The 20,062-nt window shown below is 55.5% G+C and carries 19 protein-coding genes and 1 rRNA gene; 19 read left to right on the top strand and 1 reads right to left on the bottom strand.

Annotation, left to right across the window (positions count from 1 at the left end; translation table 11 throughout):
• Positions 1-325 precede the first annotated feature (325 nt).
• Positions 326-838 carry a hypothetical protein gene (locus tag G3578_RS14730; RefSeq protein WP_165213723.1) on the bottom strand — a complete coding sequence of 171 codons (513 nt, stop codon included), beginning with the start codon at positions 836-838 and terminating at the stop codon, positions 326-328.
• A gap of 240 nt (positions 839-1,078) precedes the next feature.
• Here G3578_RS14730 and G3578_RS14725 point away from each other — a divergent pair, with 240 nt between their 5' ends.
• The 19 genes from G3578_RS14725 to G3578_RS14635 all read left to right on the top strand — a co-directional run.
• Positions 1,079-1,297: a hypothetical protein gene (locus G3578_RS14725; RefSeq protein WP_165213722.1), complete on the top strand. Its 219-nt coding sequence runs from the start codon at positions 1,079-1,081 to the stop codon at positions 1,295-1,297.
• 271 nt (positions 1,298-1,568) lie between these two features.
• Positions 1,569-2,453 (top strand): Hsp33 family molecular chaperone HslO, encoded by an 885-nt coding sequence (hslO, locus tag G3578_RS14720; protein ID WP_165213721.1) that lies wholly within the window; start codon positions 1,569-1,571, stop codon positions 2,451-2,453.
• A 13-nt stretch (positions 2,454-2,466) separates the two neighbouring features.
• Positions 2,467-3,357, top strand: coding sequence for a peptidyl-prolyl cis-trans isomerase (locus G3578_RS14715; RefSeq protein ID WP_165213720.1), 891 nt, complete (start codon positions 2,467-2,469; stop codon positions 3,355-3,357).
• A 78-nt stretch (positions 3,358-3,435) separates the two neighbouring features.
• Positions 3,436-4,368, top strand: a complete 933-nt coding sequence (gene cysK / locus G3578_RS14710; protein WP_165213719.1) for a cysteine synthase A — start codon at positions 3,436-3,438, stop codon at positions 4,366-4,368.
• 306 nt (positions 4,369-4,674) lie between these two features.
• Complete coding sequence (locus tag G3578_RS14705; protein ID WP_481752748.1) at positions 4,675-6,186, top strand: anthranilate synthase component I family protein; 1,512 nt, start codon at positions 4,675-4,677, stop codon at positions 6,184-6,186.
• Complete coding sequence (pabA, locus tag G3578_RS14700) at positions 6,183-6,767, top strand: aminodeoxychorismate/anthranilate synthase component II (RefSeq protein ID WP_165213717.1); 585 nt, start codon at positions 6,183-6,185, stop codon at positions 6,765-6,767. Before G3578_RS14705 ends, pabA begins: the two co-directional genes overlap by 4 nt.
• Before the next feature lie 125 nt (positions 6,768-6,892).
• The gene (locus G3578_RS14695; RefSeq protein WP_165213716.1) at positions 6,893-10,066 is read left to right on the top strand and encodes an EAL domain-containing protein; all 3,174 of its coding nucleotides are present in this window, start codon (positions 6,893-6,895) and stop codon (positions 10,064-10,066) included.
• Between the two features lie 289 nt (positions 10,067-10,355).
• Entirely contained in the window at positions 10,356-12,008 is a 1,653-nt protein-coding gene (locus G3578_RS14690) for a PhoX family protein (RefSeq protein ID WP_165213715.1), read from the top strand.
• A gap of 17 nt (positions 12,009-12,025) precedes the next feature.
• Positions 12,026-12,211, top strand: coding sequence for a twin-arginine translocase TatA/TatE family subunit (gene tatA / locus G3578_RS14685; protein ID WP_165213714.1), 186 nt, complete (start codon positions 12,026-12,028; stop codon positions 12,209-12,211).
• A gap of 63 nt (positions 12,212-12,274) precedes the next feature.
• Positions 12,275-13,009 (top strand): twin-arginine translocase subunit TatC, encoded by a 735-nt coding sequence (gene tatC / locus G3578_RS14680; protein ID WP_165213713.1) that lies wholly within the window; start codon positions 12,275-12,277, stop codon positions 13,007-13,009.
• Positions 13,010-13,058: 49 nt separating this feature from the next.
• Entirely contained in the window at positions 13,059-13,898 is an 840-nt protein-coding gene (gene pabC, locus G3578_RS14675; protein ID WP_165213712.1) for an aminodeoxychorismate lyase, read from the top strand.
• Positions 13,899-13,954: 56 nt separating this feature from the next.
• A complete protein-coding gene (gene folP / locus G3578_RS14670; protein WP_165213711.1) occupies positions 13,955-15,139 on the top strand; it encodes a dihydropteroate synthase in 1,185 nt (394 codons plus the stop codon).
• 3 nt (positions 15,140-15,142) lie between these two features.
• Positions 15,143-15,511 carry a dihydroneopterin aldolase gene (gene folB, locus G3578_RS14665; protein WP_165213710.1) on the top strand — a complete coding sequence of 123 codons (369 nt, stop codon included), beginning with the start codon at positions 15,143-15,145 and terminating at the stop codon, positions 15,509-15,511.
• Between the two features lies 1 nt (position 15,512).
• Positions 15,513-16,040, top strand: a complete 528-nt coding sequence (folK, locus tag G3578_RS14660; protein ID WP_165213854.1) for a 2-amino-4-hydroxy-6-hydroxymethyldihydropteridine diphosphokinase — start codon at positions 15,513-15,515, stop codon at positions 16,038-16,040.
• A complete protein-coding gene (locus G3578_RS14655) occupies positions 15,992-16,204 on the top strand; it encodes a helix-turn-helix domain-containing protein (RefSeq protein WP_165213709.1) in 213 nt (70 codons plus the stop codon). The genes folK and G3578_RS14655 overlap by 49 nt, the downstream gene beginning before the upstream one ends.
• A gap of 59 nt (positions 16,205-16,263) precedes the next feature.
• Positions 16,264-17,292 carry a tRNA dihydrouridine synthase DusB gene (gene dusB, locus G3578_RS14650; RefSeq protein ID WP_165213853.1) on the top strand — a complete coding sequence of 343 codons (1,029 nt, stop codon included), beginning with the start codon at positions 16,264-16,266 and terminating at the stop codon, positions 17,290-17,292.
• 208 nt (positions 17,293-17,500) lie between these two features.
• Positions 17,501-17,977 (top strand): transcription elongation factor GreA, encoded by a 477-nt coding sequence (gene greA / locus G3578_RS14645; RefSeq protein WP_165213708.1) that lies wholly within the window; start codon positions 17,501-17,503, stop codon positions 17,975-17,977.
• A gap of 90 nt (positions 17,978-18,067) precedes the next feature.
• On the top strand, positions 18,068-19,588 hold the full coding sequence (gene lysS, locus G3578_RS14640; protein ID WP_165213707.1) for a lysine--tRNA ligase: 1,521 nt from the start codon (positions 18,068-18,070) through the stop codon (positions 19,586-19,588).
• 350 nt (positions 19,589-19,938) lie between these two features.
• Positions 19,939-20,062: ribosomal RNA gene (locus G3578_RS14635) — 16S ribosomal RNA — on the top strand; the annotation flags it as partial.

Below are 20,062 nucleotides of genomic sequence, written 5' to 3'. Positions count from 1 at the left end.
CTCCTCTGACAGAACCGGAGTCTCTATCGAATTATTAGTAGTCATATAGACGTCCGCTGTGACGGAACAAAACGAATATTTGTTCGATCTAAATACTCCGTAGACTGCGAAGAACACCCTAGTACAACTGCCATAAATTGGGGCATCTTACTAGGCGGGACATTGCCTCTGGCTTCCTTCCGGGTTCTGCCTCAAGGCAGATATCCTTGCCTTGGTCTAACGGTTGGTACAGCCGCCTCTTTCGGGACTTTCGCCCTATAGCTACCGCCCATACCGAGTAGACACACAAATAAAACCGATGACTAAGAAACCATTGGTTTGTGTTTTAAAGAGTTATTATATCTTCTTTACTCTCTCCGTTTTCAAAGAGATGATACCCATGGATTATTTTGTTTTCATCACAATAATATAGACTATAGGATTCTAGCAAATTATCTTCCGAAAAAGACAAAAATATTTGAACTCGCATGTTATCATTTTGTAACCCTTGTATATCTATAGAATCAAATTTATCTTCATTATAAAATTTGTATCCTGTTTTAGAAATAATATCGATCCTGTAAATTTCATTATTTTCTAAGTCTTTTACGACTTGAATATTATAGTTATTAAATTCATTTAAGATACGGGATTTGGTTATTCCTATTTTTAAATGTTGCTTAATTAAACCAACTTCTGACAATATGTCTTTTGTTGATGTTTCATTTGTCATCTTGCTTTGGTAAGAAGTTGATCTTGTTGAGTTACCTGGTTGTATATGTGGAGAGTTCATTTGTTCACTACAGCCTGAAAGTAAAAATAAACACGTTACTACAATAAAAATTAATGACAGTTTCATAGCTCCCTCCAATTCTTGTTTGTAAATACATTAAATTGGATATTTATCTTATATTTTACACTACTTACTATGAATTGGTGAGATTTAATTTTCAATAGTGGCGATTTTTTCCGAGTTTAATTCGTGATGCTACTTGGTCCAATATGCTTCCGATGCATTGCTGTCCCAAGTGTTGCGGGTTAGATAATTAATGAGACGAATAATAGTAAAATCCGATATGAATGTAGGGAGGTTACAGGGATGAAGCCGATCAGTCCGTCGCTGCTGGTTATGGCGCTGGTCAGCGTGTTGGCAGTCTTGCCCGTGCATGCCGCCGCCCGCGTGACGCCAACGTGGAGCAAGCCCTGGCGATGGGGAGCATCCCGGGCTTTTCCCTTTTTGCGGCCGCCGGTGAGCAAACCGGCTTGCCGGACCGCCAGCCCCTGGTCTCAGCGGAAGCCGCTCCTCAGGCGTACCTGAGTGGCCAGGAACTGACGCTTTGCTACATCTGGCCGGTAGCTGTGGGAAAAAAAGCGCCGGGGCCCGTCCTGATTTATGGACCGAACGGGATGCTGCCGAGGTCTATGTCGATGCCAAAACCGGGAACGTTGTCAACGTGCCGTACGCCGCTGAAAAGGCGGCCGGTTGTCCCCCGCCCGACTTGAGCGACCGCTTGGGTTGGGCGGGGGTTTTTATGGTACACTATCGTCGAGTCTCATTTTTGGTCAGGAGCATGAAGGAGGAGCGCATCATGAGCGATTATTTGATACGGGCAACCGGATTTGACGGGAATGTGCGGGCTTTTGCCGCGCGGACGACCGGGATCGTGGAGGAGATTCGCCGCCGGCATGACATGTGGAACACGGCGACGGCCGCCATGGGACGGACATTGACCGCCACCGTGATGATGGGCGCCATGCTGAAAGGAGATGAACGGATCTCTGTCAAAATAAATGGGGGAGGCCCGATCGGCCAGATCGTGGCGGAGGCGAATGCCCACGGCGAAGCGCGTGCCTACGTCTCCAATCCGCACGTTCATTTCGAGCTGAATGACAAAGGGAAGCTGGATGTGAAAAGAGCGGTGGGGACCGACGGCTTTCTCCATGTGGTCAAGGATCTCGGGCTGCGCGAACCGTATAAAGGCAGTTCGCCGATCGTCTCCGGGGAAATCGGGGAGGACTTCACCTATTACTTCGTGGTATCGGAACAAACTCCGTCGGCCGTAGGGGTGGGCGTGCTGGTTCACCCGCAGGAACGCTACGTGCTGGCATCAGGGGGCTTTATCGTGCAGCTGATGCCGGGGACACCCGATGACGTGATCGACGTGATCGAGCAGAAAATCGCCAAGCTGCCGCAGGTTTCCCGGATGATCGGGGAGGGGATGACGCCGGAGCAGATTCTGGAACAGGTGCTGGAGGACCCCAAGATCTTGAGCCGGACGGAGATTCATTTCGCGTGCACCTGCTCCCCGGAAAAGGTGAGCGAAGTGCTGGTCAGCCTCGGCAAGGCGGAGATGGAAAGCATCATCGCCGAACAGGGAGAAGCAGAAGTGCACTGCCATTTTTGCAATGAACGATACTATTTCGACAGGGAATCCTTGGAGAAGCTGAAAGGGGAAATCGAGTCCCGCAGCTAAGGGAGGGGAAAGGTTGAACAACGTCAAAATGTTGTGGAGCTTGATCGCGGCTTTGGTCCTGCTGGTAGCGGTGGTGACCTGGTCCTGGTACAAGCAGGCAAGCGAGCTGCAGGCAGCGGCGGTGGTGGGCGGCACGACGATCACCGAGGCTGACTGGATACGCAATCTGAAGCAGAAATACGGTCAGCAGGTCCTGGAAGACATGATCGATCGGGAAGTGGTCTTCCAGGAGGCCAAACGGATCGGCCTCACCCTCGATCCCAAGCGTGTCGATGAGGAGATCGCCAAGATCAAGGAGAGCTACGGCCCGGAGCAGGATTTCCAGACGGCGTTGAAAGAGCAGGCCGGCACCGATCTGGACGCCCTGCGTCAGGAGGTGACGTACCAGCTCTTGCTGCAGGAGCTGGCGACAAGAGACATAGCGGTCAGCGAGGACGAGATGAAGAACGAGTACAACAAACACAAGGACCGCTATGCGAAGCCGATGAGAGCCCGCGTCTGGCAGATCGTCGTGGCTTCCCAGGCAGAGGCAAAGCAGGTGCAGCGGGAACTGCAGGCCGGGGCCAACTTTTCCACGCTGGCCAAGGAGCGGTCGATCGATACGCTGACGGCCGCGAACGGCGGCGATCTCGGGTGGGTGTCCTCCGAGGATCAAGACCTGCCGGATCAAATGAAAGAGACCATCGCTTCCCTGCCGTTGAATCAAGACAGCAATCCGATCCCCCTGGACGGGCAGTATGCCATCATCCGCGTGCTGGAGCGCCAGGACGCGGAACAATTGCCGTATGAAGCCGTGAAAGAACAGATTCGGCACGAGCTGGCACTGGCCCAGGTGGAATCGCTCGATCAGGTGCTGGAGCGGTTGAAGCAGGCGGTCGGTGTTCGAATTGTGGGAAAACAATAAATTGACGGTTTTTGCTCCCCTTTGGTATAATGCCAATAAAACCTAGTATTTTACTTGGGTATTTAGGGAGGCGGAAGCATGCGAGTGGCAAACTCGATTACAGAGCTGATCGGATCTACACCGCTGGTAAAATTAAACCGCGTTGTCAGCGACGATCTGGCCAATGTGTACCTGAAACTGGAGTTTTACAACCCGGGCAGCAGCGTGAAAGATCGGATTGCGCTGTCCATGATCGAAGCGGCTGAACAGGAAGGAAAATTGAAGCCGGGCGATACGATCATTGAACCGACCAGCGGCAACACCGGGATCGGGTTGGCGATGGTGGCGGCTGCCAAAGGATACAAGGCGATCCTGGTAATGCCGGAGACGATGAGCTTAGAGCGCCGCAATCTGCTGCGGGCTTATGGGGCCGAGCTGATCCTGACGCCCGGATCGGAAGGCATGCGCGGAGCGATTCGCAAGGCGGAAGAGATCGCCAGCGAAAATCCGTCCTATTTCATGCCGCAGCAGTTCAAAAACCCGGCCAACCCGAAGGTTCACCGGGAGACGACCGGACAGGAACTGCTCGCACAGGGCAAGGAGATCGGGGGCATCGATGCCTTCATCGCAGGCGTCGGTACCGGCGGCACCATTACCGGTGCGGGTCAAGTGCTGAAGGAAGCGTATCCCCATATCCACATCGTGGCGGTGGAACCTGCATCGTCGCCGGTTCTCTCCGGCGGCAAACCGGGTCCGCACAAGATTCAGGGGATCGGTGCCGGCTTTGTTCCGGACATTCTCGATACGCAAATCTACGATGAAATCATCCAGGTGGAAGCGGAAGAGGCTTATGAGGCAGCCCGCCGCGTGGCACGCGAAGAGGGGATTCTCGGCGGCATCTCTTCCGGCGCCGCGATCCATGCTGCGCTGAAGGTGGCGAAGAAACTGGGCAAAGGCAAAAATGTCGTTGCCGTCATCCCCAGCAACGGTGAGCGCTATCTTTCCACACCGCTTTACCAGTTTGAAGAATAAGAGGGAAAAGTCAGGCCATAAAGCCGCATCGACGGGCTTTATGGCCTGTTTTTAGCAGATTGGAAAGTTTAAGTTCATTAAAATGATAAAGTGACGAAGAAAGTTTGGGGGCCCCCGCCGACACCAGCAAGGGACCCCACTCGGCGCAGTGATAGCTATCGCCGAGTGGGTAGAGCGTTCGCTTAAGTCGGCGGGGTTATTTTACGCCTCATCCGGAACGGCGCGGGCTATAGCGGGGTTGATTGTTTCATGCTACTATGAAGGATAAGCATTTGGCGATTAACATTCGGAGCGTGAACAGCCTTGATCCTGCCTGCTTTTGAAGAGTTGAAGCACACGCCGTCGGGTTATCCCTATGTGCCGCTGGCGGTACGTCTGCCATGGCCGGAGCATCTTGATCCTTTCCATCTGATGACCCAGCTGAGGCCGTCCCTGGAGGGGGCCGTCCTGTTGGAAAGCGGACGAGCGGGCCGGTATACCTTTCTTGCCGGCGACCCCATCGCGTCGGTAATATCGAAGAATCGGGTCACCGTGATCCGCTATGCCGACGGCAGGGAGGAATGCGTAAACGGAGAGAATCCGCTGCATGTGCTGCGCCGGCTGCTGCAGAAGTACCGGATGCCGCGGTTTTCCGGCCTGCCGGATTTTTGCGGGGGAGCGGTCGGTTATCTGAGCTATGACATGAACCGTTATTTTGAGCCGACGCTCCCCGATCAGGCCAAGGATGATCTGCAGCTGCCCGATCTGTATGTGATGATCGTGCAGGACGTGATCGCCTTTGATCATCAGACCCGCGAACTCTGCTGCCTGACGCAGATCCCGGTGGCGGAACTGACGGAAGCGTCTTATCGCCAGGCGGCCGAACGCCTTGTCGGGCGCGCGAAGCGGCTGCTGACATGCGTCTCGCCGCAGGAGCAGACCGATTGGGAAGCGCTCCGCAGACGGCCGCTCGCTGCGGCTGAGGCGGAGGAGGTGTCGTTTTCCCGGGAGGAATTTGAACAGGCGGTGCGGCGGGTGCAGGCGTATATCGCCCAGGGAGATGTGTTCCAGGTGAACCTGTCCGTACGGCAGAGCAGGCGGATGCAGGTGGAGCCGGTTGAGGTATACGGCGTGCTCCGCCGGCTGAACCCCTCACCGTATATGGGGTATCTTCATTTCCCGGAGTTTCAACTGGTCAGCGGATCGCCGGAGCTCCTGATCAAAGTGAAGGACGGGGAAGTAAGCACCCGCCCGATCGCCGGGACCCGCCCGCGGGGCCGGAGCGAGGCCGAGGATGAACGCCTGGCCCGGGAGCTGATCGACAACGAGAAGGAACGGGCCGAACACGTCATGCTGGTTGATCTGGAGCGCAACGACCTGGGCCGTGTCTGCCGGTATGGCAGCGTGGAAGTGAGCGAATTCATGACCGTGGAGAAATACTCCCATGTCATGCACATCGTGTCGCACGTCCGGGGGATGCTGGCGGACGGCAAAGACGCCTTCGACGCGGTAGCCGCCGCATTTCCGGGCGGGACGATCACGGGTGCGCCCAAGGTGCGGACGATGGAGATCATCGAAGAGCTGGAACCGGTGAAGCGGGGGGTCTATACGGGCTCGATCGGCTGGTTCGGCTTCGACGGCGATCTGGAGATTAACATCGCGATCCGGACGCTTGTGGCCAAAGACGGGGTGGCTCATGTGCAGGCAGGAGCCGGCATCGTGATCGATTCCATTCCGGAGGCAGAGTATTTCGAGTCGCTGAAGAAGGCGGAAGCGCTGTGGAAAGCGCTGGAGTTGAGCGAAGAAAGAAGGAAGAGCAGAGAGGAGACGAGCGTATGATTATCATGATTGACAATTATGATTCGTTTACCTACAATCTGGTGCAGTATGTGGGAGAGATGGGCGAAGAGTTGCGGGTGTACCGCAACGATCAGATCACGATAGAGGAGATCGAGCGGTTGGCTCCCGACTATCTGATGATTTCGCCGGGGCCCTGCACGCCCAACGAAGCGGGGATCAGCATGGAAGTCATCCGCCATTTTGCGGGCAGGGTCCCGATCCTGGGCGTCTGCTTGGGCCACCAGTCGATCGGTCAGGTATTCGGCGGCAGGGTGGTGCGGGCGGAACGCCTGATGCACGGCAAGACGTCCGAAATCCATCACGACGGCAAGACGATCTTTCGCGATATCCCTTCACCCTTTGAGGCGGCCCGCTATCACTCGCTGATCATCGAAGAGGAGACCCTGCCTGATGTGCTGGAGGTATCGGCACGGACGGCGGAGGGGGAGATCATGGCAGTCCGCCATCGCCAGTACGCCATCGAAGGCGTACAGTTCCATCCGGAATCGATTATCACCCAGTTCGGCAAGCAGCTGTTGAAAAACTTTTTGACCCAGTACGAGGGTGCCGGAAAAAGGTAAGCCATCCATAAACGTGGAGAAGCCATTCGGAGAAGAGTGGCTTCTTCATTTTTCTCTTGTCAACCCCGTCTGTTTTTCCATATATTACATAATGGTGAGATTCTTTTTGGAAGGGGGACACATTTTTGGAATCGATAACGGGAGCGATCGACTTCTCCCTGGCTGCCCTTTCCTTCCTGATTGCCGTTCTTGCCATATACACGATGATGGACATCTTCGACCGCCTGCAGATGACGAAGGGGCGGCCCCGCCTTTTCTGGATCGGCTGCGGGACCGTGATCGGCGGCATCGGCATATCGCTTCTTCCCTATATCGGGATGATTGCGTTCCACCCGCATGCGCCGGAACGGGTTGATGCCGAGATGTTCCTGTACTCCTTGCTGTTCTCTCACGTGACGATATTGATGATGCAGATCGGTTTTCTCCTCCCTGTCCGTCCGCTGGCCAAATCGCTGATCGGCAGTTTTACCGCCGGGGGCGGATTTACCCTCCTTCATTGCCTGGTCATTCTATCGGCTGAACCCTTGCACCAGATCGGCCTATTGCAAACGGGGCTGAACTTTGGGAGCATGTCGCTGCTCATGTTGATTCTCATGCGCTGCGTCCTTTACAAAGAAGGGGAAAGCGTATCCGCCAGCATGCGCCGCAGAGCCGCTGCGGCCGTTTCCATCGGCATGGCGATGGCTGTCCTGCAGTTTGCGAATTGGAGAAACGTGGAATTCGGCAGGGTTGCCGGTACGCTTTTTCCCGCGGCATTCACGCTGGATCAAGCCCAGGTGCTGGCCTTTGGCGAAGTGACGACGGTGGCGATCTTCACCTTCCAGCTGCTTGCCGCCTACATGGATCGGCGCAAAGCGCTGCAAATGGCCCGGTTGAAAAACATCCAGTACGAATCGCTTTTTCAGCACAATCCCCATCTCGTCTGCCTGCTGGATCTGGAAGGCCGTTTTCTGAGCGGGAATCCGGCTGTCGAAGCGATTACCGGGTTTCGGCCGGAGGAGCTATCCGCTCTCTTCTACCGTCAGGTGCTTTGGCCGGAGAACGAGGAGCGGATTGCCCATCATCTGGCCAAGGTGAAAAACGGCGAAACCCAACAATTTGAAGTCACGATCCGTCACAAAATGGGACATCCCCTCGATCTCCATGTCACCTGTTTTCCCATGTTGGTGGACGGGAGCGTTGTCGGCATTTTTGCCATTGCCGAAGATGTCACGGAGCGCAAAAAGATGGAGGAAGCCCTTCGTGAAAGCGAAGCGCGCTATCGGCTGATCGCGGAAAACATGTCGGACATCTTCTGTATCTATGGGATCGATGGGACCGTGCGGTATGCGTCGCCTTCCTACCGGTCGCTGTTTGTGGAGCCTGCCGAATCCTATATCGGGAAGAACGTGCTTGATTTTCTCCATCCGGACGAAGTGCCGCGGATGCAGCAGATGAACCGGACCTTGCTGGAGACCAAATCCACGCAGTACTTCGAATGCCGGTTCCGCCATCATGATGGAACCTGTATCCATATTGAGGCCAGCGCCATCCCCGTTACCGATGCCGATGGCAGGGTGGACAGCGTGGCGGTGCTGGCCCGTGACATCACGCAGCGCAAGTTGGCGGAACGCCGCCTGGAGGAAAGCGAACAGCGGTACCGGTCGCTGTTTGAACACAATACGGATGCCGTGTTCGCCTTCAATACCCGCGGCCACTTGACCAGCGTAAATCCCGCCGTGAAGGAGATCACCGGCTATGAGCCGGAGGAAATGCTGAACAAGCCGTTTATCCAGTTTGTGGTCCCGGAAGAACAGGCCAAGGCAATCCGTCACTATAAGCAGGTGCGCAAAGGAAACATCCAAAACTTCGAAGTGAGCATCCGCCATAAACAGGGCCACAGCGTCACGCTGCATGTCAATACCGTGCCGATCATCATCGATCAGGTGCCGGTCGGCGCCTTTGGCATCGCCAAGGATATCACGGAACGCAAACGGGCGGAACAGACGATCAATCACCTCGCCTACCATGATGCCCTGACCGATTTGCCCAACCGCCGCCTGTTCAAGAAACAGCTGACGGCGGCTTTGGAGGAAGCCGAGCGCAGCGGGAAGATGCTGGGCGTCATGTTTCTGGATCTGGACCGCTTCAAGCTGATCAACGATACCTTGGGCCACGATATCGGGGACAAGCTGTTGATCACGGTGGCCGGGCACCTGAAAAACTGTATGGGGGAGGGAGACATGCTGGCGAGAATGGGCGGCGACGAATTCACCGTGCTGCTTCCCGCCCTGGACAGTCCGGATCAGGCAGTGCGGACTGCGGAGAAGATCCTGGGAGTGTTTGCCCAGCCGTTTGAACTGAATGATCTGCTGCTGCACGTCACGACCAGCATCGGCATTGCCCTTTACCCGCAGGACGGCACGGATGCCGAATCGCTGATGAGGCACGCGGATATGGCGATGTACCGGGCGAAAGAACAGGGGAAAAACCGGTATCAGCGGTTTGCCGATGTGGCGGATGCGCCCGGCGCTTCCAGCCTGCTGTTGGAAAATGCCCTTCATGCGGCATGGGAACAAAAGGAGTTTCAGCTGTTCTTCCAACCCCAGCTGGATATCCGGACAGGCCGCATCATCGGCATGGAGGCATTGATTCGCTGGCAGCATCCAGAGTTGGGCATGCTCTCGCCGGCGGAGTTTGTCCCGCTGGCGGAAGAGACCGGCTTGATTCTGGCCATCAATGAGTGGGTGCTGAAGGAGGCGTGCCGTCAGGTGAAGCGCTGGCAGGATGACGGTTATGGCGAATTGCGGATGGCCGTCAATCTGTCCACCCTGCAATTCCAGCAGCCGGATTTTGTAGGCGGCGTGCAGCGCATCCTGGAGGAGACGGGGCTGCCGCCGGACAGGCTGGTGCTGGAATTGAAGGAAAGCGCGGCTCTCTATGATGTGGATCATGTCAACGACAAACTGCGGGCGCTCAGGCAGATGGGCATCCACATTGCGATCGACGATTTCGGGACAGGCTATTCCTCGCTGGGCCGCCTGCGGAAGTTTCCGATCGATTCGCTGAAGATCGACCATTCGTTTGTCAAAGACATTTCCGCAGAGCCGGACAGCATCGCCATCATCAAGGCGATTGTCAGCATGGCCCACAGCTTGAAGCTGAAGGTGCTGGCGGAAGGAGTCGAGACATGGGAACAAATCGCCGTGCTGGAGGAGCTGGGCTGTCACGAAGCCCAGGGCTATCTGTTCAGCCGGCCGGTCTCGCAGGAGGAAGCGTCCCGGCTGCTCGCCGGTGCCCTGCCGAATTGGGTGAGGTAAGGAAAAGCTGTCGGTACAAACTAGTGCCGACGGCTTTTCTTTATTTGGCAGATCGGAAAATTTAAGTTCATTAAAGCGATAAAGTTTGGGGGCCCCCGCCGACACCAGCAAGGGACTCCACTCGGCAAAGCGTTAGCTGACGCCGAGTGGGTGGAGCGTTCGCTTGAGTCGGCGGGGTATTTTAACAAACTCTTAAACCATCGTTAACCAAGCTTCTACCTATTGCGCCTACAATAAAAAGGGAAAATCTTCCGCGTTTTTCTACAATTCAGAGAGGAGCGAGAAAACGATGGACGTGAATCGCCGACAGTTTTTGACGTATCTGGGAGCGGGGACAGCGGCACTGGTTTCATTGACGACTGGCATTCCGGCGCTGGCCAGTGGGGAATCCATCTCGGGGAAAACAGCAGATCACCTCTTTGGGCTGGATACTGCCAAAAGGAAAAAGTTTACCCCCAAATTTCATCCGATCAAACCGACCAACAAAGACGATGTCGTGCTTCCTGATGGATTTCGCTACGATGTGATTGCCGTCTACGGCGATAAAATCAATGCGGCAGGCGATACGTTCGGTTTCAATGCGGACTTTACCTGCTTTTTGCCTATCGAAGGCAAAAATGATCACGGATTGCTCTGGGTCAACCACGAATATCTCGGAGAACTGGAGTATTACGTGACCGGCTATGATAATTTGAACGCCGATCCGAAAAACAACCAGCGCACAGCCGAACAAATCCGGAATTATTTGTATGCCTTGGGTGGTTCTGTCATCGAGGTGAAGAAGGAGAATGGCAGGTGGCAGCTGGTCTCCAACTCCCCTTACGGCCGTCGCGTAACCGGCTTGACCAAGCATGTGATGACAGGTCCGGCAGCATCCGTGATCAAAGAGGTAACGGGTACGTTTGCCAACTGCTCGGGCGGTGTCACCATGTGGAACACCATTCTCTCCTGTGAGGAGAATTTCCAAAGCGTCGTGGAAGAGTGCAAACTGCCGGATGAGACACATTACGGCTGGGTAATCGAAGTCGATCCGTTCGATCCGAAATCGACGCCCAAGAAGCATACGGCGCTGGGCCGCTTCTCCCATGAAAACACCGCGATGGTGATTGCCTCCACCGGTCAGCTGGTGGTCTATATGGGCGACGATGCAAACGATCAATACGTCTATAAATATGTATCCAAAGGCAAGTATGATCCGAAGGCAGGCAAAGGCAACTCCAAGCTGCTGGAAGAAGGTACGCTGTATGTCGCCAATTTCGGCAAAGGCCAATGGATTGCGCTTGATTTGGCCACCAATGAAGCATTGCAAAAAGCGGTCGGCAAAGAGAACAAACCGCTCTTCCAATCACAAGCCGATGTGCTGATCAACTGTCGGGAAGCGGCCAAAACCGTTGGAGCAACGCCGATGGATCGTCCGGAAGATGTGGAGGTCCATCCGATTGACGGCAGCATTTTCATCTCGATGACGAACAACGCCAAGCACGGCAATTTTTACGGCCATATTGTCCGGCTGTTCGAGCGTGACAATAATCATGCCGCAGAAGAGTTCAGCTTCGAAATTTTCGCCACAGGAGGCCCGCAAAGCGGATTTGCTGCCCCGGATAACCTGGCCTTCGACAGCGCTGGCAATCTCTGGGTGGTGACGGATATCTCGTCTGCCTCGATGAACAGCGGCATTTACAAAACGTTCGGGAATAACGGGGTGTTTTACATCCCGACGAGCGGCTCGAACAAAGGGGAGGCGTATCAATTCGCGTCAGCGCCGGTGGGTGCGGAAATGACAGGTCCGTGGTTTACCCCCGATGAGACCACCCTGTTCCTGTCTGTCCAGCATCCAGGTGAAAATCTGAAGGCCTACGATCAGCCAACCAGCCATTGGCCCAAAGGCGGCAACGCGGTAGCCCTGCCAGGCGTCATCGCGATCACCGGCTTCCAGGCGTAAAGGAAGTGTGACCACACATGTTATCCAGCATCGGCATTCCCGGGTTAATATTGATCTTGATCATCGCCCTGGTGATATTCGGGCCAAGCAAATTGCCGGAGATCGGCAGAGCGTTCGGACGTACGTTAACGGAGTTCAAGACGGCTGCCAAAGACTTGACCAAAGACGACGAGAGTGAGCGGAAGGAAACGAAAGAAGCGTAAGGCAAAGGAAGGTAGTGCGTGTCGGCGCACTACCTTTTTCCGCCCAAGAAAGGAGGAGGCTGAATGGGTCAGCCCATGCATATCCTGGAGCATGTTGCCGATCTGCGCAAGCGAATTCTGATGACCCTGGGAACGTTTCTTGTCAGTCTGATCGGCTGTTTTCTGTTTGTGGACCATATCTACGACTTTTTGGCAGCGGGTTCAAAGGAAGCGCTCACGATTCTCGGTCCAACCGATATCCTCTCCATCTATATGAAGCTGTCGGGAATCGGCGCCATCGTCATCACGGTTCCGGTAGCCGCCTATCAGATCTGGCGCTTTGTGGAGCCGGCGTTAACGCAAAGGGAGCGGCAGGTGACGCTGATGTACATTCCTGCCCTGTTCCTGCTCTTTGTCATCGGCCTTTGTTTTGCCTACAAAATCCTGTTTCCCATGATGTATCAATTTGTGCTCGGGTTGTCCCAGGGCAATTTCAATGTACAGATTACGGCGAACGATTATTTTACGTTTATGGTGAACGTCTGCCTGCCGGTTGCGCTGGTGTTTGAGCTGCCCGTCGTTGTGCTGTTTTTGACCCATATCGGTATTTTGAACCCTGAGCGATTGGCAAACATAAGGCGTCCGGCGTATTTTCTGTTGACGATCATCTCCATTACGATTACGCCGCCCGATTTCGTCTCCGATGTACTGGTCATCATTCCGCTGCTGGTCCTTTACGAAATAAGCGTTGCCATATCCCGCATCGTTCACCGCAAACGCATGGAAAAAGGTGAATCGAGGTCTGCTCTGATCGGGTAAGGATATGGTATGATCGTTCTCAAAAGACCTAAAGGTCAGGAGAGAGAGCATGCTTATCTATGCCAACGGACAGCTTGTCGCGGCCGAAAAAGCCACCGTCTCCGTGATGGATCACGGCTTTCTGTACGGCGTCGGCTTGTTTGAAACGGTACGCGTATATAACCGCCGCTTGTTTTTGTGGCGGGAACACTATGCCCGGCTCGCCGCCGGGTTATCGGCGCTGCGGATCCAACACCCCTGGACGGAAGAGGGGCTGGCGGAAGCGATCCTGCAAACCGTGGCGGCCAACGGTCTGGATGATGCGTACGTGCGGCTCAGCGTCACAGGCGGAGCGGAAGGGATCGGTCTGACCGGCGGGCCGTATGCACATCCATCCTTGTTTATCTTCGTCAAGCAGGTGGCGCCGCTTGCCGAGCCCCCTGTGCCGAAGCGGCTGCAGCCGGTTTCCATCCCCCGGCAGACGCCGGAGGGACTCAGGAGGCACAAGACGCACAGTTTTCTCAACAACGCGCTGGCCAAGCAGGAAACCGGTTCCGATCCGGGGGTGGAAGGGCTGTTTCTCACCCATGACGGCCATGTGTGTGAAGGGATCGTCAGCAATGTGTTCTGGGTGAAGGACGGCCGGTTATTTACGCCGTCTGCGGACACGGGGATGCTGGAAGGGGTCACCCGCGGGTTTGTCCTTTCCCTGGCGAAAGAGATGGGGCTGCCCGTGGAGGAAGGGCGGTATCCGCTGGTGGACCTGCTGGGGGCGGAAGAAGCGTTCGTCACCAATGCCATTCAGGAGATCGTGCCGGTTGCCGCCGTGGGTGACACCACGCTCCCGCAGGCGTACGGCGCCTGGACGAAAGCACTGCGGCAAGCCTATCGCAGGGCTGTGGTTCTATAGCATTACATGGATGATTATGGTATGCTATCGACAACATGAAAAGGGGTACGAAAACGATGAAGCATAATCCTTATCTCATTCACGCCGGGTCGCCAGCAGATCTTGCCCTGCGGCTGCATCATTCCGGTTTGGAACCGGCAGCCGCCCGACACCTCGCGCAGAAAGCGGAGGCGCTTGTGCTCCATCTGGAGCGGGTATCGGCCCAGGCGCTTCCCGTTCTTGCGCAAACACTGCAGGAACAGGGCGGAGAGGTTGCGCCGATTCCGGCTGTTCCCGGGGAAGAAGGGGTGCGCGTGCTGATTGCGGCCAACCGCGAATCGCTGCAGCATGCGCTTGCAACGCTGGCGCAGAAGCCCGGGGCATGCGCGGAGTTGGCGGAAGAAATAGCGGCATGCCTCGCGCAGAAGGAGCGGTTGGCAGCACGCAAACACCTGATCTGCCGCGATCATCTGCTGCCCATCGGCGAACGCACCCTGGTGATGGGGATTGTCAATGTAACGCCCGATTCGTTTTCCGATGGCGGACGCTTTTTTGGCGTCGAGCAGGCGCTCGCCCATGCGCGTGCGCTGGTGGAGGCAGGAGCCGACATACTCGACATCGGCGGCGAATCGACGCGGCCGGGAGCGGAACCGGTCGGGCTGGAGGAAGAACTGGATCGTGTCCTGCCGGTCATCCGTGCCCTCGCGGCGGAATGTCCGGTTCCCTTGTCCGTCGATACCTACAAGGCAGAGGTGGCGGAGCAGGCTATCGCGGCGGGCGCCCATATTATCAACGATGTGTGGGGAGCCAAGCGGGAGCCCCGCATCGCGGAGGTTGCGGCGAAATGGGACGTTCCGCTCATTTTGATGCACAACCGTGAAGCAGCCGACTACACCGACTTTTTCTCCGACATGATCCGCGATCTGCGCGAATCGGTGAGCATCGCCCGGAAAGCGGGCTTGTCGGAGGAGAAGATCATTCTCGACCCGGGGATCGGTTTTGCCAAAACCCTGGATCAGCAGCTGGAGGTCATGCGCCGGCTGGACGATCTGGTCGCCCTAGGCTATCCGGTCCTGCTCGGTACGTCGCGCAAATCCATGATCGGCCGCGTTCTTGACCTGCCGGTGGATCAACGGCTGGAAGGCACGGCGGCCACGGTTGCCCTCGGCATCGTCAAGGGCTGCCACATTATGCGCGTCCATGATGTGAAGGAGATCAAACGGCTGGCCCGCATGATGGATGCGATGCTGGGGAGGGCGTAGCGCATGGACAAGATCTATTTGGAGCGCATGTCGTTTTACGGTTATCATGGAGTTTTTCCGGCCGAAGCCGAACTCGGCCAACGCTTCCTCGTCGATCTGGAGCTCTCCCTCGACTTGTCCAGGGCGGCCGACAGCGACGATCTGGCCGACACGGTCAATTACGCCGAAGTGTTTGGGCTCGTCAGGGAGATCGTCGAGGGGGAACGGTATCGGCTGGTGGAGGCGCTGGCAGGACGAATCGCGGGGCAGCTCTTGGCCCGTTTTCCGTTTCAGGAAGTGAAAGTGAAGGTGACGAAGCCCAATCCGCCGATCAACGGGCATTACGATGCCGTGGCCGTTGAGCTGGTGCGCAGAAGAGAGGGACATGCATAAGATGGCAGTACGCGCTTATCTGGCGTTAGGCTCCAATATGGGAGAACGTGAGCAGCAGCTTGTGCGGGCATTGAAGGCGCTGCAGGCTGCTCCCGGCATTACCGTCACGGCTTTGTCCAAGGTCTACGAGACGGAGCCGGTGGGGTATGTGGAGCAGGGAGCCTTTCTCAACATGGTGGCGGCGATCGAAACGGAGCTTCCCCCCCTTGCCCTGCTGGAAACGGTGCTTGCCGTCGAACAGGAACTGGGGCGGGTCCGAACCGTCCGCTGGGGGCCGCGGACCATTGATATCGATATCCTGCTCTATGGAGAGGAGCGGATCGATCTGCCTCACCTGCAGATTCCCCATCCGGAAATGACCCGTCGCGCCTTTGTGCTGGTGCCGCTTGCGGATGTGTGGCACGGCGGTCCGCTGCCGTTTTGGGGACAGACAATCGAAGCATGTATCCGCCTGGCTGAGGATGCAAAGGGGGTGCAAACGTGGGGGACGCTCGACTGGGAAACCGGATTCGATCTTTCCGCAAATTAAAAGGACATACGCAGCAATCGCTCGCGCAGGAATTGGGCGTGTCGCTCTCCTTTGTCGGCTCTCTGGAGCGGGGGACCCGCAAACCGACAGAGCCCATTCTGCGCAAGATCGCCAATACTTTACAGGTTGAATATGAAGAATTGTGTGCTATAAATAAAAAATGACCTTTCGGATCCACGTCCGACAGATGCCGCCTCGAAAAGGAGGGTGAAGAGAGATGACTTTGAAAATCGGCAACATTGAACTGAAAAACAACGTGGTACTCGCGCCGATGGCCGGCGTCTGCAATCCCGCCTTCCGGTTGATTGCAAAAGAATTCGGCACGGGCCTGGTTTGTGCCGAGATGGTCAGCGACAAAGGGATTGTGCACGGCAACAAGAAAACCATGGACATGCTGTTTGTCGACGAGCGGGAAAAACCGCTGAGCCTGCAGATTTTTGGCGGCGACAAGGAGACGCTTGTCGAAGCGGCGAAATATGTTGACAAATATACCAATGCGGATATTATCGATATTAATATGGGGTGCCCCGTACCCAAAATCACAAGCTGCGACGCGGGGGCCCGCCTTCTGCTCGACCCGAACAAGATTTACGAGGTGGTCGCGAGCGTGGTGGATGCCGTGGAAAAACCCGTCACGGTCAAAATGCGCCTCGGTTGGGATGAAGAGCACTTGTACGCGATTGAAAACGCCCGTGCTGTCGAGCGCGCCGGCGGCCAGGCGATCGCGGTGCACGGGCGCACCCGTGTGCAGATGTACAAGGGAAAGGCGGACTGGAACTGGATTCGCCGCGTAAAGGAAGCCGTCAGCATCCCGGTGATCGGGAACGGCGACGTGGCAACGCCGGAGGATGCCCGCCGCATGCTGGATCTGACCGGCTGTGACGGTGTCATGATCGGCCGCGCCGCGTTGGGCAACCCGTGGATGCTCTACCGGACGGTGCAGTATCTGACGAAAGGGGAGCTGCTGCCGGAACCGACTGCCCGCGAGAAGGTCGACATTTGTCTCCTTCATGCCGAGCGCTTGATCGCGCTGAAGGGGCCGCGCGTCGGCGTGCTGGAGATGCGCAAGCACGCAGCCTGGTACCTGAAAGGGCTGCCGGGTGCCACCCACACGAAAAATCTCATCAATGCCGTGGAGACGGAGGAAGAACTGCGTCGGGTTTTGTTGGATTATGTCGAATGGGTCGAAAATCGGCCGGAAGCGTCCGAAGATATCGCGGATTCGGAGCAAATGGAGGCAGTCACCTACTAGGACATTCCAGACATTGACAAGGATGCGTTCATATCCTATAATACGTCGTATTATCGCATCGAAGCTGCCAGACATTCTGGCAGCTTTACCTATGACCCAGCCTGACTACGCCCGTCCCTTTTGTATAATCAGACCAAAAACTACATATAATCCTTTGTACTTTTGTACAGGATTAGGAATTGAATTTAGACAAACGGGGGAATTAACGATGTCTGAAAAAGAAGTGATTCTTACACCCGAAGGTTTGGCGAAGCTGGAGCAAGAGCTGGAAGATTTGAAAACGGTTAAGCGCAAAGAGGTGGCTGCTCGCATCAAGGAAGCGATTAGCTATGGCGATATCAGCGAGAACTCCGAATATGAAGAGGCGAAGAATGAACAGGCGTTTATCGAGGGCCGGATTCTGACGCTGGAAAAAATGTTGCGCAACGCCCGCATCATTACCAATGAAGATGTCGATACCGGTGTCGTCAGCGTGGGGGCGACCGTTCGCCTGAAGGACCTGGAATTCGGCGACGTGGTCGAGTATACGATCGTCGGTTCCGCCGAATCCGACCCGATGAACAACAAGATTTCCAACGAATCTCCGGTCGGCCAGGCGCTTCTTGGCAAAGCAAAAGGGGCGATCGTGGACGTACACGTTCCTGCCGGCGTCATTCAATACGAAATTCTCGATATTAAACTGTAAGTTGCGGAAAGGCGTACCTGAACCATTGGGTACGCCATGTCGTTATGCGCATGCGGACAACCTTAGATGTTGCAAGGAGTGGAAAAGCAAATGGCACGAGAAGAAGATTTTCAACAGGATGAACAGCAGCAAGGACTCCATGAGCTTTTGCAGGTGAGACATGACAAGATGGATCAGCTGCGCGCGTGGGGAATCGACCCGTTCGGCCATAAATTCAACCAGACCCATCATGCCAAGGATCTTATTGAGCAGTTTGGCGACAAGTCCAAGGAAGAGCTGGAAGCGGCCGCCCACACGGTGACGCTGGCGGGACGTTTGATGGCCAAGCGTGAAATGGGGAAAGCCAGTTTTGCGCAGCTGCTGGATCGCACGGATCAGATTCAGATTTATATTCGCCAGGATGCTGTCGGTGAAGAAGCATATCGGGTGTTTGAACTGAGCGACATCGGTGATCTTGTCGGCGTGACAGGGGTCGTTTTCAAGACCAAGACCGGTGAGCTCAGCGTGAAGGTGAAGGAGTTTACCTTCCTGACCAAATCGCTGCGTCCGCTGCCGGAAAAGTACCATGGGCTGAAAGACGTGGAACTGCGCTACCGCAAACGCTATGTCGATCTGATCGTCAATCCGGAGGTGCGCAAGACATTTATTACGCGCAGCCGTATTCTGACCGCGATGCGCCGTTACTTTGACAGCCTCGGCTTCCTGGAAGTGGAGACGCCGACCATGCATGCGATTGCCGGCGGTGCTGCCGCCCGGCCGTTTATCACCCATCACAACGCGCTGGACATGCAGCTGTACATGCGGATTGCCATCGAGCTTCATCTGAAGCGCCTGATCGTCGGCGGCCTGGAGAAGGTTTATGAAATCGGCCGCGTTTATCGCAATGAAGGGATTTCCACACGCCACAATCCGGAATTTACGATGCTGGAGCTGTATCAGGCATACGCCGATTTCGAAGATATCATGAAGCTGACGGAGAACGTGATCGCGCATGTGGCGGAAGAGGTGCTGGGTACGACCAAGATCAAGTACCAGGGACAAGACGTGGACTTGACTCCTTCATGGCGCCGGGTGCATATGGTAGATCTGGTGAAGGAACACGTCGGCGTTGACTTCTGGAAAGAGATGAGCGACGAAGAGGCCCGCGCTCTCGCCATAGAGCACGGTGTGACGGTGGAGCCGCATCATACGTTCGGGCATGTGGTCAATGAATTCTTTGAGCAAAAAGTGGAGCATCTGTTGATTCAACCGACGTTTGTCTATGGCCATCCGGTGGCGATTTCGCCCCTTGCCAAGAAAAACGAGAAAGATCCGCGTTTCACGGATCGCTTTGAGCTGTTTATCGTTGCCCGTGAGCATGCCAATGCGTTTACGGAGCTGAATGATCCGATTGACCAGCGGCAGCGCTTTGAGGCGCAGCTGCTGGAGAAGGCTGCCGGTAATGATGAAGCGCATGAGATGGACGAAGATTTTATCGAAGCGCTGGAGTACGGGATGCCGCCGACAGGAGGGCTTGGCATCGGGATCGACCGTTTGGTGATGCTGCTGACCGATTCTCCGTCTATCCGCGACGTCCTCTTGTTCCCGCTGATGCGCGAACGTGCGGAGTAATCCGTTCGGGAAAAGAAACGAAAAACGCCTGACCTTGCGTCGGGCGTTTTTCCATATTTTGTGCTTGCACACGGCAGGCAACGGTGGTATATTAATTCTCGTTCGCTTCGTAACGAGGCGAAAACAAGAGCGGCAACATTCCCACTTGCTCAATGGGAAAGCGATGTGGTAAATTAGTAAAGCCGCTGTCGATTTTGTCGACATCAAAAAAAGTGTTGACAAACGATCAACAACTTGATATTATATAAGAGTTGTTGAAATTCAATGCTCTTTGAAAACTGAACAGCGAACGCGTGAAGCGAGCCAAGTCATTCTTTTTGAGAATGAAGCTTTGATCAATATCTTTCGATTTATTGGAGAGTTTGATCCTGGCTCAGGACGAACGCTGGCGGCGTGCCTAATACATGCAAGTCGAGCGGGGGCCTTCGGGCCCCAGCGGCGGACGGGTGAGTAACACGTAGGCAACCTGCCCGC

The organism is Brevibacillus sp. SYP-B805 (genome assembly GCF_011059135.1).
Classification (GTDB): Bacteria; Bacillota; Bacilli; order Brevibacillales; family Brevibacillaceae; genus Brevibacillus_F.
This window is presented reverse-complemented; position numbering and strand designations above follow the sequence as displayed.

Bases quoted from the DNA above. Each gene is read 5' to 3' on its own strand.
- G3578_RS14730 (WP_165213723.1), bottom strand. From the start codon at position 838: ATGAAACTGTCATTAATTTTTATTGTAGTAACGTGTTTATTTTTACTT.
- G3578_RS14725 (WP_165213722.1), top strand. From the start codon at position 1,079: ATGAAGCCGATCAGTCCGTCGCTGCTGGTTATGGCGCTGGTCAGCGTG.
- hslO (WP_165213721.1), top strand. From the start codon at position 1,569: ATGAGCGATTATTTGATACGGGCAACCGGATTTGACGGGAATGTGCGG.
- cysK (WP_165213719.1), top strand. From the start codon at position 3,436: ATGCGAGTGGCAAACTCGATTACAGAGCTGATCGGATCTACACCGCTG.
- pabA (WP_165213717.1), top strand. From the start codon at position 6,183: ATGATTATCATGATTGACAATTATGATTCGTTTACCTACAATCTGGTG.
- G3578_RS14690 (WP_165213715.1), top strand. From the start codon at position 10,356: ATGGACGTGAATCGCCGACAGTTTTTGACGTATCTGGGAGCGGGGACA.
- tatA (WP_165213714.1), top strand. From the start codon at position 12,026: ATGTTATCCAGCATCGGCATTCCCGGGTTAATATTGATCTTGATCATC.
- tatC (WP_165213713.1), top strand. From the start codon at position 12,275: ATGGGTCAGCCCATGCATATCCTGGAGCATGTTGCCGATCTGCGCAAG.
- pabC (WP_165213712.1), top strand. From the start codon at position 13,059: ATGCTTATCTATGCCAACGGACAGCTTGTCGCGGCCGAAAAAGCCACC.
- folP (WP_165213711.1), top strand. From the start codon at position 13,955: ATGAAGCATAATCCTTATCTCATTCACGCCGGGTCGCCAGCAGATCTT.
- folB (WP_165213710.1), top strand. From the start codon at position 15,143: ATGGACAAGATCTATTTGGAGCGCATGTCGTTTTACGGTTATCATGGA.
- folK (WP_165213854.1), top strand. From the start codon at position 15,513: ATGGCAGTACGCGCTTATCTGGCGTTAGGCTCCAATATGGGAGAACGT.
- greA (WP_165213708.1), top strand. From the start codon at position 17,501: ATGTCTGAAAAAGAAGTGATTCTTACACCCGAAGGTTTGGCGAAGCTG.
- lysS (WP_165213707.1), top strand. From the start codon at position 18,068: ATGGCACGAGAAGAAGATTTTCAACAGGATGAACAGCAGCAAGGACTC.